At 54.2% G+C, this 14,531-nt stretch carries 10 protein-coding genes and 1 pseudogene; 4 read left to right on the forward strand and 7 right to left on the reverse strand.

Annotated features, from left to right (window positions below; genetic code table 11):
• The first annotated feature begins 28 nt into the window (after positions 1–28).
• Positions 29–2,519, forward strand: a pseudogene (locus tag P9J57_RS17700) (hypothetical protein).
• Positions 2,520–2,674: 155 nt separating this feature from the next.
• On the opposite strand, the gene P9J57_RS17705 reads toward P9J57_RS17700, so the two are convergent.
• Both P9J57_RS17705 and eat read right to left on the reverse strand, forming a co-directional pair.
• A complete protein-coding gene (locus tag P9J57_RS17705) occupies positions 2,675–4,015 on the reverse strand; it encodes an aspartate aminotransferase family protein (RefSeq protein WP_483279513.1) in 1,341 nt (446 codons plus the stop codon).
• Between the two features lie 63 nt (positions 4,016–4,078).
• A complete protein-coding gene (gene eat, locus P9J57_RS17710) occupies positions 4,079–5,443 on the reverse strand; it encodes an ethanolamine permease (protein WP_014595250.1) in 1,365 nt (454 codons plus the stop codon).
• A gap of 243 nt (positions 5,444–5,686) precedes the next feature.
• On the opposite strand from eat, the gene P9J57_RS17715 reads away from it, so the two are divergent.
• Both P9J57_RS17715 and qhpR read left to right on the forward strand, forming a co-directional pair.
• Positions 5,687–6,691: a phosphotransferase enzyme family protein gene (locus P9J57_RS17715; protein WP_483279318.1), complete on the forward strand. Its 1,005-nt coding sequence runs from the start codon at positions 5,687–5,689 to the stop codon at positions 6,689–6,691.
• Positions 6,692–6,820: 129 nt separating this feature from the next.
• Positions 6,821–7,885 carry an AraC-like transcriptional regulator QhpR gene (gene qhpR, locus P9J57_RS17720; RefSeq protein WP_275269045.1) on the forward strand — a complete coding sequence of 355 codons (1,065 nt, stop codon included), beginning with the start codon at positions 6,821–6,823 and terminating at the stop codon, positions 7,883–7,885.
• A 331-nt stretch (positions 7,886–8,216) separates the two neighbouring features.
• Here the strand turns inward: qhpR and P9J57_RS17725 are convergent, their stop codons facing one another.
• The 5 genes from P9J57_RS17725 to P9J57_RS17745 all read right to left on the reverse strand — a co-directional run bounded on the left by P9J57_RS17725 (position 8,217) and on the right by P9J57_RS17745 (position 14,073).
• On the reverse strand, positions 8,217–9,545 hold the full coding sequence (locus P9J57_RS17725) for an MFS transporter (RefSeq protein ID WP_210450028.1): 1,329 nt from the start codon (positions 9,543–9,545) through the stop codon (positions 8,217–8,219).
• A gap of 76 nt (positions 9,546–9,621) precedes the next feature.
• Positions 9,622–11,133, reverse strand: coding sequence for a xylulokinase (locus tag P9J57_RS17730; RefSeq protein WP_246873305.1), 1,512 nt, complete (start codon positions 11,131–11,133; stop codon positions 9,622–9,624).
• A gap of 24 nt (positions 11,134–11,157) precedes the next feature.
• Positions 11,158–12,198 (reverse strand): zinc-dependent dehydrogenase, encoded by a 1,041-nt coding sequence (locus P9J57_RS17735; protein ID WP_275269043.1) that lies wholly within the window; start codon positions 12,196–12,198, stop codon positions 11,158–11,160.
• Positions 12,199–12,227: 29 nt separating this feature from the next.
• Positions 12,228–13,037 carry a class I fructose-bisphosphate aldolase gene (locus tag P9J57_RS17740; protein ID WP_014595245.1) on the reverse strand — a complete coding sequence of 270 codons (810 nt, stop codon included), beginning with the start codon at positions 13,035–13,037 and terminating at the stop codon, positions 12,228–12,230.
• 25 nt (positions 13,038–13,062) lie between these two features.
• Complete coding sequence (locus tag P9J57_RS17745) at positions 13,063–14,073, reverse strand: D-2-hydroxyacid dehydrogenase (RefSeq protein WP_013024465.1); 1,011 nt, start codon at positions 14,071–14,073, stop codon at positions 13,063–13,065.
• Between the two features lie 20 nt (positions 14,074–14,093).
• On the opposite strand from P9J57_RS17745, the gene P9J57_RS17750 reads away from it, so the two are divergent.
• Positions 14,094–14,507 (forward strand): hypothetical protein, encoded by a 414-nt coding sequence (locus tag P9J57_RS17750; protein WP_282476148.1) that lies wholly within the window; start codon positions 14,094–14,096, stop codon positions 14,505–14,507.
• Positions 14,508–14,531: the final 24 nt, after the last annotated feature.

The raw sequence follows: 14,531 nt of genomic DNA on the forward strand, positions 1-14,531 counted from the left end.
AGGACGTCGACACCAGGAGAATATCATCATGGACCAGAACCATTATTGTTACTTCCCCCCTTAACCAGAATGAAGCCGTTCGCTACTGGCAGTTATCCGCGATTTCTTCACAGCGCTATGATGTGCCCAATGCGCCGATGTCCGGTGAAATGGATCCGTTTTTCTTTCTGAGCCAACATAAAAACTTTATTCCCCATACCTATCCCTGTCGTACGCAGTTTCAGCAACACTATGCCGGAAAAAAGCCCACTCCTTTCGGCGATACTACCCTGAAAAACTGGTGGTTCCCTTTTGGTTCCGATCGGGTCGATTTATCAGGTTTCTGGTTCCGGGCCACGCGCATCGGCGCTCAGGCAGAAACCTGCCTTGTTGCGGAACAACGTGGCCTGTACCGTTTTCGGCTGACCACCTGCGGTGCCGCCTGTATTACGCTGAACGGCGGTGATGTGGCATGGCAGGCAGACTATCAGCGTAATCTGGAAAGCACCGTTGAGTTCGCGCTCATGCTGGATGCCGGGGTGAACGCTATCGCGGTCTGGTTCGATGACCTGGCCGAACGCGATGTGCGCTTCTTTTTTCAACTGGACTATGTTGAAGGTGCGCCGCTGCAGGTGGCACTGGCAACACCGATTGAGGCAGATCGGGTGCGGCAAATGGAAGCCCTGCTCGAAGGCATGGCGTTTGAACAGCCGACCTACACAGGCGGCACCGTTCGCCTGTGCTTCCCAATCCCAGCCCCGGAAACGCTGAACCTGAATATCCGCGTGCAGGGCGACTTTATTTCGCTAGACCAGCCCGTACTGATCAACGCGGTTTTACATCAAGGCGAAACGGTGGCAGAGATTGCCGAAAGCGACGCGTTGCCGGCTGATTTTCGTCATTTCGTTATCAGCATGGAAAAAGACAACTTTCATATCAGGCGCACCCTGGGCGTGGAGATCTGCCATGCAGAGCAACAGGCGCAGGTGCCGAAAACGGCAGACGCGCGTGCAGACGAAGCGCTAATGCATGTTGCCCTGCACGGCGAATACAGCAGCGTAAAAGCGCTGGCCCGGCTAGCCTGCGGGATGGATGACACCGAAACCCAGAACATGCTGGAGGGCGTTTTAACACCGGTTGAAGATTGCCATGACTGCGCCGACTTTACGCTTGTACCGCTGCTGTGGTGTCGGATCCAGTGGGCGGATCGCATTGCCGCTCCCGTTCGCGAGAAAATGGATCGGGCGATTTTAGCCTTTCGTTACTGGATGGATGAGCCGGGAAATGACGTGCAGTGGTATTTTTCTGAAAACCACGCGCTGCTGTTTCATACCGCCGCCTACCTGGCGGGAAGCACCTTTCCGGATAAAACCTTTGTGCGATCCGGCCGCCTGGGCTATGAGCAGGCAGAAGCAGGCCGTCAGCGCGTGCTGGCATGGCTGGATCACTTTGAACAATGCGAGATGGCCGAATGGAATTCCGCGCCTTACTTCCCTATCGATCTCAAGGGATTAACCGCCCTCGCCGCCCTGGCACCGGATGCCGATATCGTTGCCCGCAGCCAGCGCGCTATCCTCCGCCTGCTGGAGCAGATTGCACGATCCAGCCATCAGGGCATGCTCACCGCATCGCAAGGTCGTTCATACGAGCATACGCTGCGCGCAGGTCGCTCGCTGGAGCTGTCCGCTATCTCGCGCCTGTTGTGGGGCAAAGGCAACGTTGGCTGTCGCTTTCATGCCTTACCGCAGCTGGCGCTACTGTTAAAGCAGGGCAAACTGACGCTCTCAGCTGAACTGGCAAAGGTGGCGGTATGGCAAGGTGACAGCGCGCTGGAATGGTATTTCGCTCAGGGGCTTAACCGCATTGCGCGCCTTTACCACTATAAAACCCGCGACGTGGCAATGGGTTCCCTTGCCGGATACCGCTGGGGCGAATGGGGCTATCAGGAAACCCCGATTCATCTGAGGATCGGCGAGACGCCGGAGGCGCAGATCTGGATCAACCATCCAGGTGAACGCCTGCACAGTGGCTTCGGGCGGCCTTCCTACTGGGGAGGATGTGGCACGCTACCGCGCGTGCAGCAGTATCGCGGCCTGGCGATCGTTCTGTTTCGTGTTCATGAAGGGCAGCCTGATTTTTCTCACGCCTGGCTGCCGCAGCGCTATTTTGATGACGTGCGTTGCTACGATAAACGCATTCTGCTGCGCAGTGGTAAAGGTATGGTACAGATCTCCGGCAACCGCGCGTTCCAGCGGATCGCTCATGGCCCGACACAGCACTGTGAAGTCCGCTTGCCGGGGCAGGAAACCTGCTGGCTGATTCGCCTGAATGACGATCCGCGGCTGGATAACCTGGCGGATTTTGAGGCGCGATTTGCACAGCTCACCGTTGAGCGGCGCGAAGACGGCACCTTTTACGTCAACGATCCGCAATATGGCGAGGTGTTTTTCCAGCCAAACGGCTGTGTTTTCGGGCAGGGGAGGTTACTGGATCCTGACAGCTGGACAATTTCCGGCGACAGCCACGAACTCCCCTTGTAATTCTGCCGTGCCAATCCCTGGCATCAGGTTTTACGAATATCGCCAGCCCGGCTGACGTCGGGCTTTATCCGTGCAGTGATGACGGGCGTTATGCGACGCGTGCAGCATTCAGCAAAATCATCCCGTTACCGCCCTGTCCTGTGCCCGGCAGCGGCCTATCCCTGCAGTTTTTTCAGGCAGCGATCCATCGCGCTGACTACCCAGTCGATATCATGCGTCTGGAAGCACAGCGGCGGCCGAATCTTCAGCACGTTGCCGTAAGGTCCGGCGACAGACGTCAGCACACACTCTTCGCGCAGCGCCTCGACCAAATCGAGCGCCAGCCGTTTGTCAGGCTGCTTCGTCTCTCTGTCCGTGACCAGCTCAAAGCCAATAAACAGGCCAGCACCGCGCACGTCGCCTACGCAGGCATAGGTATCCTGAAGGGACTGCAGAGCCGCTAACAAAGCCTGCCCGGTTTTCAGGCTGTGCGCCTGAAGCGATTCCTGCTCGATCACATCCATTACCGCATGCGCCGCCGCCATCGACACCGGATTGCCACCAAAGGTATTAAAATACGGGAGCGAGTCGCTGAAGGCCGCCATAACCGGGGCTTTCGCCATCAGACCGGATACGGGAATACCGTTGCCCATCGGTTTACCCGTGGTCACCACGTCGGGCACCACACCGTGGCGCGCAAATCCCCAGAATGATTCCCCTGTACGGGCAAAGCCGGGCTGAACTTCATCGGCAATAAAAATTCCGCCGTTTTGATGGACGACGTCGATCGCCTGCTTTAAAAAGCCCGGCTGGCCGGGCAATACGCCGTCCGAAGAGAAAATTGAATCCGCCAGAAAGCCCGCAAACTTGATGCCGTGCGCGGCCATATCATCGATCTGTTTCTGAATTTCGTGGGCAAACCAGGCCCCCTGATCGGCGGGCTGAATGCGGTAAAAATCTGGCGATGCCACCAGCCGGGTATGCGAAGACAGCGGCTGGCCGCTGCCCAGAGCCGGTGATACGCCGGACGTCAGCGCGCTGGTGCCGTGATAGGCCTCTTTCGAAACGATAATGCCCGTGCCGCCGCTCCACGCATGCGCCATACGAATCGCCAGATCGTTTGCCTCGGACCCTGTGCACATGTACATGGCCCGATCGATGGCCGCCGGCATCGTTGCCAAAATGCGCTCGCTGTAGTCCAGAATAGACTCATGCAGATAACGGGTGTGCGTATTCAGCCGCATCATCTGCTGGTGCACGGCTTCCACGACCGCCGGATGACAGTGGCCGATGCTGGCGACGTTGTTATACATATCCAGGTACTGTTTGCCCGCCTGGTCCCAGAGATACTGCCCCTGCCCACGTACCAGATGCACGGGGTTACGGTAAAACAGCCGATATGACTCGCCCAGCACCTTGCTGCGTTTGTCGGTTAACTGGCGAATCGCCGGGGCCAGCCCTTCCGCGTTTTCTGCACGAAAGCTGTTGGTATCCATAATGGTTGAACGTACCGTCATCATCACTCCTCGGATTCAATACTGTCGCTGCCGTACATCAGTGCGCGGCAGCGTCTGTCTGCGTTAGTCGATCTCCGCCGCGACAGAGGTTTGCGCGATCGTGCCGCGCCGGGACTGGGTCGTCAGGAAATAGAGGTAACCCACGACCATAAAGGCCATAAACAGCGCGCCAATCTCCGGGTTAAACCACAGCATCGCCGCCAGGCAGATCAGCGATCCGCACAGGGCAATGGCAGGGATCACCGGATAACCCGGCGCACGGTAACTGCGCTCCAGCGTGGGAGCGGTACGACGCAGCTTAAACAGGCTCAGCATGCTCATGATGTACATCACAATGGCGCCAAACACCGACATCGTGATCATGGCGGCGGTCAGGCTCATGCCCTGAAAGCTGATCCCGTCAGAGAAAATGGCCAGAATGCCCACTACGCCACCGGCCAGAATGGCGCGGTGCGGTGTGTTAAAGCGTGAAAGCTTCGCCAGGGCGGGCGGCAGATACCCTTCGCGGGCCAGCGCAAAGAACTGGCGGGAATAGCCCATGATGATGCCATGAAAACTGGCGATCAGGCCGAATAAGCCAATCCACACCAGCATGTGCATCCAGCGCGAGTCATTCCCGACCAGCATTTTCATCGCCTGAGGCAGCGGATCGTTAATGCCCGATAACGTACGCCAGTCGCCTGCTCCACCGGCAAACACCATCACGCCAATCGCCAGCACCACCAGCGTTAAAATACCGCTGATATAGGCGCGGGGAATGGTGCGGCGGGGATCTTTTGCCTCTTCTGCCGCCATCGCGACGCCTTCAATCGCCAGAAAAAACCAGATGGCAAAGGGGATCGCAGCGAACATACCGGACACGGAAGCCAGCGAGAAGGTTCCCTGGCCCGCCCAGCCGTTCGCGACGAAATTCGCCAGGCTAAAGCCGGGCGCCACAACGCCCATAAACACCAGTAATTCAATCACGGCAAGCAGCGTAACCAGCAGTTCAAAGGTCGCGGCGATGCTCACGCCGATGATATTCAGCCCCATAAACACCAGATAGGCGCACACGGCGATAAGCTTGGGATTAATTTCAGGAAACTGTACGTTGAGATAGGCGCCAATGGCCATCGCGATAGCGGGAGGCGCAAACACAAACTCAATCAGCGTGGCGATTCCGGCAATCAGCCCGCCGGTGTCGCCGAACGCCCGGCGGCTATAGGCGAACGGGCCGCCCGCCTGAGGAATAGCCGTTGTCAGTTCGGTAAAGCTGAAGATAAAACAGGTATACATGACGGCAACAAAAAACGTCGTGACCAGAAAGCCCAGCGTGCCCGCTGCGCCCCAGCCGTAGCTCCAGCCGAAATACTCACCCGATATCACCAGCCCCACGGCAATGCCCCAAAGTCGCAGGGTGCCCAGGGTGGGTTTCAGTTTCTCTTTCATCACTGCGTTCCCCGTCTGTGTTAATTGAAAAATGCTGCACAAAAGCTGTCGGGTAGATGATGGACACAGTGGGAAGGGAAAAACTTGACCGCAGAAAACAGAACGCCGTGATTTAAGGTCAACTTGCCCCTGACCTGGCTGCCAGGTGCCTGCCAAAGTCAATTTTCCCCTGCTTTCAGGTCAAGCGTGCAGGCAGGGTTCAGCGCCATGCTGGCCCTACACGCAGAAACCCGGGAGCCGGACATGAGCCATAAACAGTACGATACGCTGAGTAACGACACCATCCTTCAGCTTGCCCACCGGGCATTAGTGAACTATCCCGCCTGTGCACAGGCTGAGGTCAGGCTGCTGTGTCGCTCAGAAAACGCGACGTTATCTGTCAGCACGCCGCAGGGCCGCTACGCGCTGCGCATTCACCGGGGCGATTACCACGCGAAGCAGGATATTGAAAGTGAGCTGCTCTGGCTGGACGCGCTTCAGGCGGCGGACATCAGCGTCCCCGCTGCCGTAGAAGATCGTCAGGGTGAACGCATTCAGGTCCTGCCGCTGCCCGATGGCGGCGAACGCTATGCGGTGCTGTTTCACTGGATAGAGGGCGATATGCTGACCGACAGCGTCGATCCGGCTGCGTTTCGTCAGCTCGGTGCCATTACTGCCCGTCTGCACCATCACAGCCGGAAATGGCAGAAGCCGCAGGGGTTTCGCCGCATCATCTGGGATCATCATACGATGGTGTCTCCGGCAGGCCACTGGGGCGACTGGCGGGACGTTGCGTGGTTACCCACCGCTGAACACGCGGTGGTAGAAGAAACGCTGGAACACGTGCGCCGCCAGATGCTGGACTTCGGACAGTCACCTGAACGCTATGGGCTGATTCATGCCGACCTGCGCCTGACCAACCTGCTGGTGCATAAAGGCGAAACCCGGGTGATCGACTTTGATGACTGCGGCATGGGCTGGTACCTGCACGATCTTGCCGCAGCCATCAGTTTTGTTGAGCATCATCCGAGTGCGCCGCAGTGGGTGGAAAACTGGTTACGCGGTTACGAACAGGTCGCACACATCAGCGATCGGGAACTGGCTATGATCCCTGCCATGCTGATCCAGCGGCGTATCCAGTTGACGGCCTGGGTGGCTTCCCACCGCGAAACCGAGATGGCGCGCAGCCTGGGCGATCGCTGGGCCAGCCACACCGTCCGGCTGTGCCAGCGCTATCTTGAAGGTGCCGCGCTGCCGATTGGCGTTTAACGCACCGCCGCAGTGCCTGATCGCGGTGCAACACGGAAAGCGAATCGGGTAAGCGATTGTTATCGCGTGGTTTCCAGCTGGTACGTTTTTTGCAGAACTTTAAGACGTTCACTTTTTGCGGAAAACAAGATGACCAGCAGAGTTCCAGAGGCCGCGTTAACGGCCATCTCCGGCGCAGGCGGCCATCGCGGTGTGTTGTCTGCCGCCGCAACGGGCTTAGGCGAATTTATCAATGCACAGGGCGGCGATGTCGATCGCATTTTCGGGATCAGCGGGATCGATCCCGATATGCTCGCCTGCCCAACGCTGAGCCTGGACCTGGTCAGCTATTGCCGGGTGCTGGAGGAAGCCGCAAGCCAGGCAGGCGTGGACAACTTTGGTCTGCAATACGGTCATCAGTTCCGACCCCAGTCACTGGGGCTGATCGGCTATATTGGCTTGTGTTCAGCCACGCTGGAACAGGCGCTGCGGAACGTCGTCAATGCCTTTCCCTTTCATCAACACAACACCTGCATCCGGCTGACCGAACGCGGCGACTGCTGGCAACTGGATTATCAGGTTCGCCATGGCGTGATCCTGATGCGCCGCCAGGATGCCGAGTTAACGCTGGGCATGTTCCTCAACCTGATCCGCCATGCCGCAGGTCGGCACTGGGCGCCGCGCGAAGTGCATTTTGAGCATCCGCGCCCTGAGCACTGGCACGAACACTGTAAAGTGTTTGATGCCCCGGTTTACTTCGATCAACCCTTTAACTCGATGATCATCGCGAAAGCGGATCTGAACCGGAGAATGCCGGATCATGATCCGATGCTGCTGCTGGTGATGCAGGATGCCATCCGTCGGCTCAGCCCGCCCGTGGTGCGTCAGGACACCGTTAACCAAACCCGAACGGACATTCATCTGCAACTGCTGAACGGCGAACCTTCACTGGAAATCATCGCGGAAAAACAGGGGTTATCCGCCTGGTCATTGCAACGGCGCTTACGTGATGAGCAAACCAGCTTCTCGGCGCTGGTGGACAGCGTACGCAAAGAAATGGCCACGCATTATCTCAAACAGCATCATCTTTCTGTTTCCGAGATGGCGCTGCTGCTGGGCTACTCTGAAGTCAGCGCTTTTTCACGCGCCTTTCGCCGCTGGTTCGGCTGCAGCCCGCGCGATTGCCGCAAGTCTCAGGACGGCCTGTTTCTGTAGTCACTCAATGACGGCGGTACAGGGGAGCGCCGTATCTTTCACAGCGCAGGCCTCCCCAGCACACATCTCAGAATGCGGAAAAACCGCAACGCTGCTTGTTATCGACGGCACAATGAAAAACGCACCGAGCCGTACGCGCAGGATCGGTGCCTTTCCCGAATTCAGCGGTTTGCCAGCGTTGGTTCACGGACGGAGCCAACATGACCACCTTGCCCTACCGTAAACAGGATTTTCCGCTGATGATTCACACAATTCGCTGATACGGCGTCATGCTCTGCTTTGCTGACGGGCAGTGGCGTTTCTGCCTCTCTCAGGATTACGCTGAGATACCTCACTTCGGCTCATCAATAATCAGCAGCAATACCAGCCCAATCACGGCGCAGATGCCGAAATACGTAAATACTGAACTAAATTGCCCGGTCTTATCCAGTAAATAGCCTGCCGCCATGGGTGATACAAACCCGCCCAGATTGCCGCCGCTGTTCACCAAAGAAATGGCAATAGGGTAATTTTTCCGGTCTACAACGCCCATGGGATAAGCAGTAAATGCAGGCCAGCCAATATTGAGTAACAGCCCCACCATAAATAATGCCCCCGCAACCATAGCAGTACTCTGCGGCACGTGGATCATCACAACCATCATGACAATGGTCGCCAGCGCAGTGAAAATCATCGTGGGCTTACGACGTCGTCCAAAAATCTTGTCCGATATCCAGCCACCAAAAATGGAGCCAATAAATCCACCGACAAACGGCATCGCGGCGACGAAGCCCATTTTTACAAAAGAGAATCCCTTCTCTGTCACCAGATAAGAGGGAATCCAGGTCAGGATACCGTACATGATGCTGACCATCATGAAATAGGCGATAGTATTTCCCCAGACATTACGCGAACGAAAAATTTTGGCTGCGGAATCAAGCGGCTTAATTTCCCTTACCCGAATGAGCTTATCTAATGTGGCAAAACGGGTATGTTGCACAATATTCTCAACGTTAACCTCATTGCCGGACGCTGTTTCAGATGCCCGGATATACTCCAGCTCACTGGGAGAAACAAATTGACTCTCTTCCGGTTTTGATTTGACCAGAAAATACCATATCACCGCCAGAAACAGGCCCGGTATGGCAAACAGGAAAAAGACCCAACGCCAGCCAAGAGTTAAAGAAATCCACACCACAAGAGGCGGGACGATGATCGGCGCAAACATGGTAGAGGCAATATAGATGCCGGTTGCCGTCGCCTTTTCTTTTGGTGGGAACCAGTTGTTAATGGTTGATGTTAATCCTACCGGCGTTGGTGCTTCGGTAACCCCTAACCCAAGCCGCATCCATTTTATGGAAAGCGCCGAGGACGCGGTACCGATTAACCAGGTAAATGCCGAGAAACCGAGAATAGAAAGTGTCACGATTCCACGTACGCCGCGTTTAGCCAGCAGAAAACCGGCTGGAATCTGGCACAGTGCATAACCCAGAAAGAACATACTTGCAATTTGACCCGCTTCGAAATTGGTCATATTAAATTCTTCAGTAATGAAGGGTAATACTGAGCCTATATTTGAACGATCTGCATAATTGACGGCATAAACAGCAAAAATTAATGCCAGCACCACCCAGCGAAAATTCGTGGCGGGTTTACCTTGTGACAGAGGAGACGTTTTCATAATTTTCCCTTTGGCAAAAGAAACAATAAAGAGACGTTATAAATAACGATTCTTGTTTAGTTATTATTTTAAAAAACTATTGCGTGCTTTTATTACCTGCTAACGAATGCATAGTTGATTTAAGTATCGGGTAAAGTGATTCGTAAATGCGGTAATGGTTGTGGTAAAGGGCGAGTAATTTTTTATCCTCACTGGGTTTAAAACTGGCCTCTTCCGTTTTTAAGATAGGCAGGTCGGGATCGTTAATACCGCAGAAAAAGCCGGCCCCGGTTGCGCCTGTCATTGCCGCACCAAATGCTGCCGCATCGCTGGTTTGGGCAAGGTTATATTCAATATGAAGAATGTCTGCCTTTATCTGAGTCCATAATGCATTACGAGAACCGCCTCCCACACTTAGGATTTCATCAAGTCTGACGCCCCACTTTTCATAAGCGATGTCCAGGATCTGTTTCATACCATAAGCCGTTCCCTCCATTGCCGCGCGGATTAAATCGTTTCGTTTGTGCGACAATCTTAACCCCAGCCAGGCACCTGAAGCCCGCGAGTCCCATAACGGACTGCGCTCTCCGGCCAGGTAAGGGAGATAAATCAGCCCATTTGCGCCAGGAGCAGACATCGCGGCCAGATTTTCCAGTTCGCTGATATCCTGTATTTCTGGCCATAACGCATGATTAAGCCAGCCAAAGGTGCCGCCGGTGGTGGACATCGCGCCATGAGCCAGCCACTGATTAGGAACAATGTGGTAACGATTCATGAAACGGCTGTCGAAGTTTGGCGTTTCAAGACAAAACGTTATCACGCCTGAGGTTCCGGTGGACTCAAAAGCCGTTCCACCATCAATGAGTCCTACAGAAAACGCGGCCGCAGCGGTGTCGGCAGAACCGAGAATCACAGGTACACCTTCCATTAAGCCGGTTCTTTTACTGACCACTGCGCTGATGTGCCCCACCACGGATGTGCATGGGTAGATTGGCGGCAGGATATTATGGTCAAACTGCCAAAACCTCAGAAGATCGCTTGACCATTTTGGTGCAGAAGACAAAACCACAGCGCCAGAATAGGCCGCCTGAGTGGGATCAATGCCCGTTTTCCTGGCCCCAAGCTGCAGCGCAAGATAGCCATTAAGCAGCACGACGTTGTGGACTTTTTTCATTAACTCAGGCTGTTCTTTCTGCAGCCAGCCCAACGTTCCCACCCAGCAGGCAGAAGGTCCGGGGCTGTTATGCGTCAATGAACGGACATACTCTTTTTCCTCGCCCAGCGTTTGGCTAATAAACGCGTCTGAACGTCCATCCAGATAAGTGATCGCGTTACACACGGGCTTACCTTGTTTATCCAGAAAGACCAGCGTTGGACACGCGACAGAGAAGCCAATGGAGACAATATGTTTAACTTGCGCCGTCACCTCTTTAATCGCGTCTTCAACCTGTAATCCGTACGCCTCAACGGCTATTTCATGGCTTAAGGCTGTCTCCGATATAATGTTTACCTCACGTGAGGCCTTAGCCAGCAACTCCCCGTGAAAATTGAATGCACAGACTTTAACGCCACTGCTTCCCGCATCAATACCAAGAAAGGCTTTATCCATCGCGACTACCTCCATTGGCTGACATTAATCGTTGTGAATAATGACCTTCACAGCATCACCCTTTTGCGCATAGCGAAGCGCTTCATTTATTTCGGATAAGCTAAAACGGTGAGTAATTAAGGCTTCGACATTGATTTGGCCCGATGAAATTAGCCCAAGTGCCTTTTCATAACCTTCCCGGCTTAGCGCACTGGCACCGGTAATGACCAGTTCGTTGTAGTGGATAAGATTGACAACCACATCGGCCGTATCCTCTTTTGAGAAACCGGCAAAGAGGTTGGCCCGACCGCCTTTTCGCAGTAATTCCAGCGACGGATTCACCAGCGCGGGAAGGCCGATAGCCATGATCGCCACATCCGCCCCCAGCCCAGCCGTCTCAGACATAACAATGGCTTTCAGATCCTGTTGGCTGGCGTCAACCGCATGGGAGGCACCGCATTGCAGGGCAACACTTCGCCTGTTTTCATTGAGGTCGCTAACAATGATTTTTGATGCACCTGACAGTTTCGCCAGCGCGACATGCATCAGTCCTATTGGGCCTGCGCCAAGAATCACCACCACATCACCCAGGTGGATACCCACGTTTTTCTGCCCGTTAATACAGCAGGCTAAAGGCTCGGCCAGAGCGGCAGCATCATAGGAAACGCTATCGGGTAATTTGAAAACATTGCCTGCCTCAAGGGCGATCGCCGGTATTTTGACGTACTCAGCGAATGCACCATCAAACTCGTAACCTATCGCCTGACGATGTTGGCAAACATTCTCTTTTCCACTGCGGCAATACAGGCAGGAACGACAAGGAATAACGGGATCAACAGCAATGCGATCCGAGATCGAAAAGCGCGTGACATCCTGCCCGACCTCAACCACTTCACCTGCAAACTCATGCCCGATAACCGAAGGAAAACGTACCCCTTTTGTTTTCCTGCCGGTTATGATGCGGCTGTCTGTACCGCAGATCGCCGCTGATTTAACACGCATGACCAACTCACCTTGCGCGGCCTTGGGCGCATCAACGTGAATCACGTCAAGTTTGTTGGCCTCGAATAGCACTGCTGCTTTCATACTCATATCCTCGTTTGTGCTGGCGCGACTCAGTTGCCGCCGGCTTGTTTGTAAACAGCAATCGCCTCATCTACGCTGCTGTCGTCATTAATCATGGCGTCCAGTGCGCGGATGACAGCCGTGGGATTGTCGTGCTGCCAGACAAAGCGGCCATAAGTCACCCCACCCACGCCGACATCCAGGGCTTTACGGGTGTTGGTCAGGAAGCTCACCAGATCGTTTCCCATGTCGCCCCCGGCCAGGGCAACCTTTGCCGGACAGGACGCTACGACCTCTTTAAAGGTGTCAGCCGAGCCGGACCACAGGGTTTTAATAATATCGACCCCCAGCTCAGCCCCCGCGCGGACGCAGTAAGCCAGATGTTTGGCATCGAACGGATTTTCCACCATCGGCCCTTTAGGATAGATATGGGCAACAACCGGCAGCCCTGCCGACCCCGCCGCTTTGGTTATTTGGCCCAAAAAGGTCAGTTGCTTTGCCTGCTCCGGCCCACCCAGAATGCAACCCACCGAGATGGCATCTGCTCCCACGCGAATCGCTTCGTCAACATCTGCGACTGGCGTATCAAACGCCTCGTGATAAGGGATGGCGTAACTGGTGGCTTTCATGATGATGGAGACATCCGTGTCGGCATAAGGCGCAAAGGATTTTTCGATGATGCCTTTGTGCATCGTAATCGCATCCGGTTTACCGGCGACAACCTTGCCCATGACCTCGTTTATCGGGCCAATTCCGGGTAAAACGCCGCGCGTTATGGGATGGTCCATGGTGATCGCCAGCAGGCGGCCTGATTTTTTATTTAGCAGTCGCTTTAAACGGATTTCTTTTCCCAAAAACATAATGACTCTCCTGGTGTTATATTGACTACGGATTAACGATATTCATTGGTTTACCCTCTAACCAGGCATTCACATTGTCGATGAGCTTGTCGGCTAACAACTGAATGGCTTCCTGGCTGGCCCATGAAATATGTGGCGTTAAGATAAAATTCGGGAGTTGCGTGAGTTTCATGATCGGCGAGTCCTTGTCTGGCGGCTCGTTTTTTGCCACGTCGAATGCGGCCCCGGCAATACGCCGAGTCATTAATGCACGGTATAAATCTTCTTCATTGACGATTCCACCGCGTGCCGTATTAATAAGCAGCACCTCTGGCTTCATGAGCGCAAATTCATTTTCAGCGATCATATTTTCCGTAGAAGGTAATAACGGACAATGAAGTGATAAAACGTCGCTGGTTTTCACTACCTCTTCGAAGTCGGTATAAAGCGGCCCCATATTGCTGACCCCTTTATAGGCAGCAAAAAGTACATTCATTCCCAGACTTTTGGCTATGTCGCCCACGCGTTTACCCAGCACGCCATCACCAATTATCCCCAGCGTTGAACCGGCCAGATTTTTAATGCTGAAATCGAAAAAACAAAACTGACCTGCCTGCTGCCAGCGCCCTTTCTGTACCGCCTGGTGATAGGCCGTAATGCTGCGGCGCAGGGCAAATATCAAGGCAAAGGTGTGCTCAGGTACGGTATCTAGCGCATAACCTCGAATATTCGAGACGGGAATGTTTCTGGCTTTACAGGCGTCGATATCAATCGCATCGAAGCCTGTTGCGGCAACGGCCACAAATTTGAGATTGGGTGCCTGCGCGATCAGCGCTTGCGTTAACTTTACTTTATTCGTAATAACAACGTCCGCTTTTGCAATGCGTTCAGCGCATTGCTCAGGTGACGTTCTTGCATGCAAAATTAAATTATGCGCGCCATGAATCGCCTTTAACCTCACGCTCCCGGGGAGCGTCGCGTAATCAAGAAAAACAATATTTTTATCATTCATTGCATGAGCATCCTGTGAATGTCTTGATACTCCATCATTATCCACACAGACATTCAGCAGGCTATATGCAAAAAAACATAATAAAGCACAATAATTATCATGCCTTCTGTGTAATTAAACAAAATGCTGCGAGACATCTCGCACAAACCGCTTTAAATTTCATTGAAGCCGTAATAAAAATGATCCGTCTGCACGTGTCGTTCAGATTCACCCTGAATTTTAATTACCGCTCACTTTATTTAGCCGAACACGTTAACGGAATACATTTTGACGCCGGATTCGTCACGGCGTTAAGCACGCTGTTGCTGTCAGGAAAGCAGGCTCAGGTAGCGGGAAAAATAATGAAAAATATCGTGAGAAGGGAGAGGATAGCTCGCCTGACTTATGGCGGGCCGGGATGCCGCCCAGAAAGGCTACAGAACAGGCACAGCCTGGTGAATGGAAGACTGGGGCGATCAGGCCGCGGGCTGAAACGATAATTTTGGGTCGACGGCTAAACGGGA

Source organism: Pantoea sp. nfd-35, assembly GCF_056892255.1.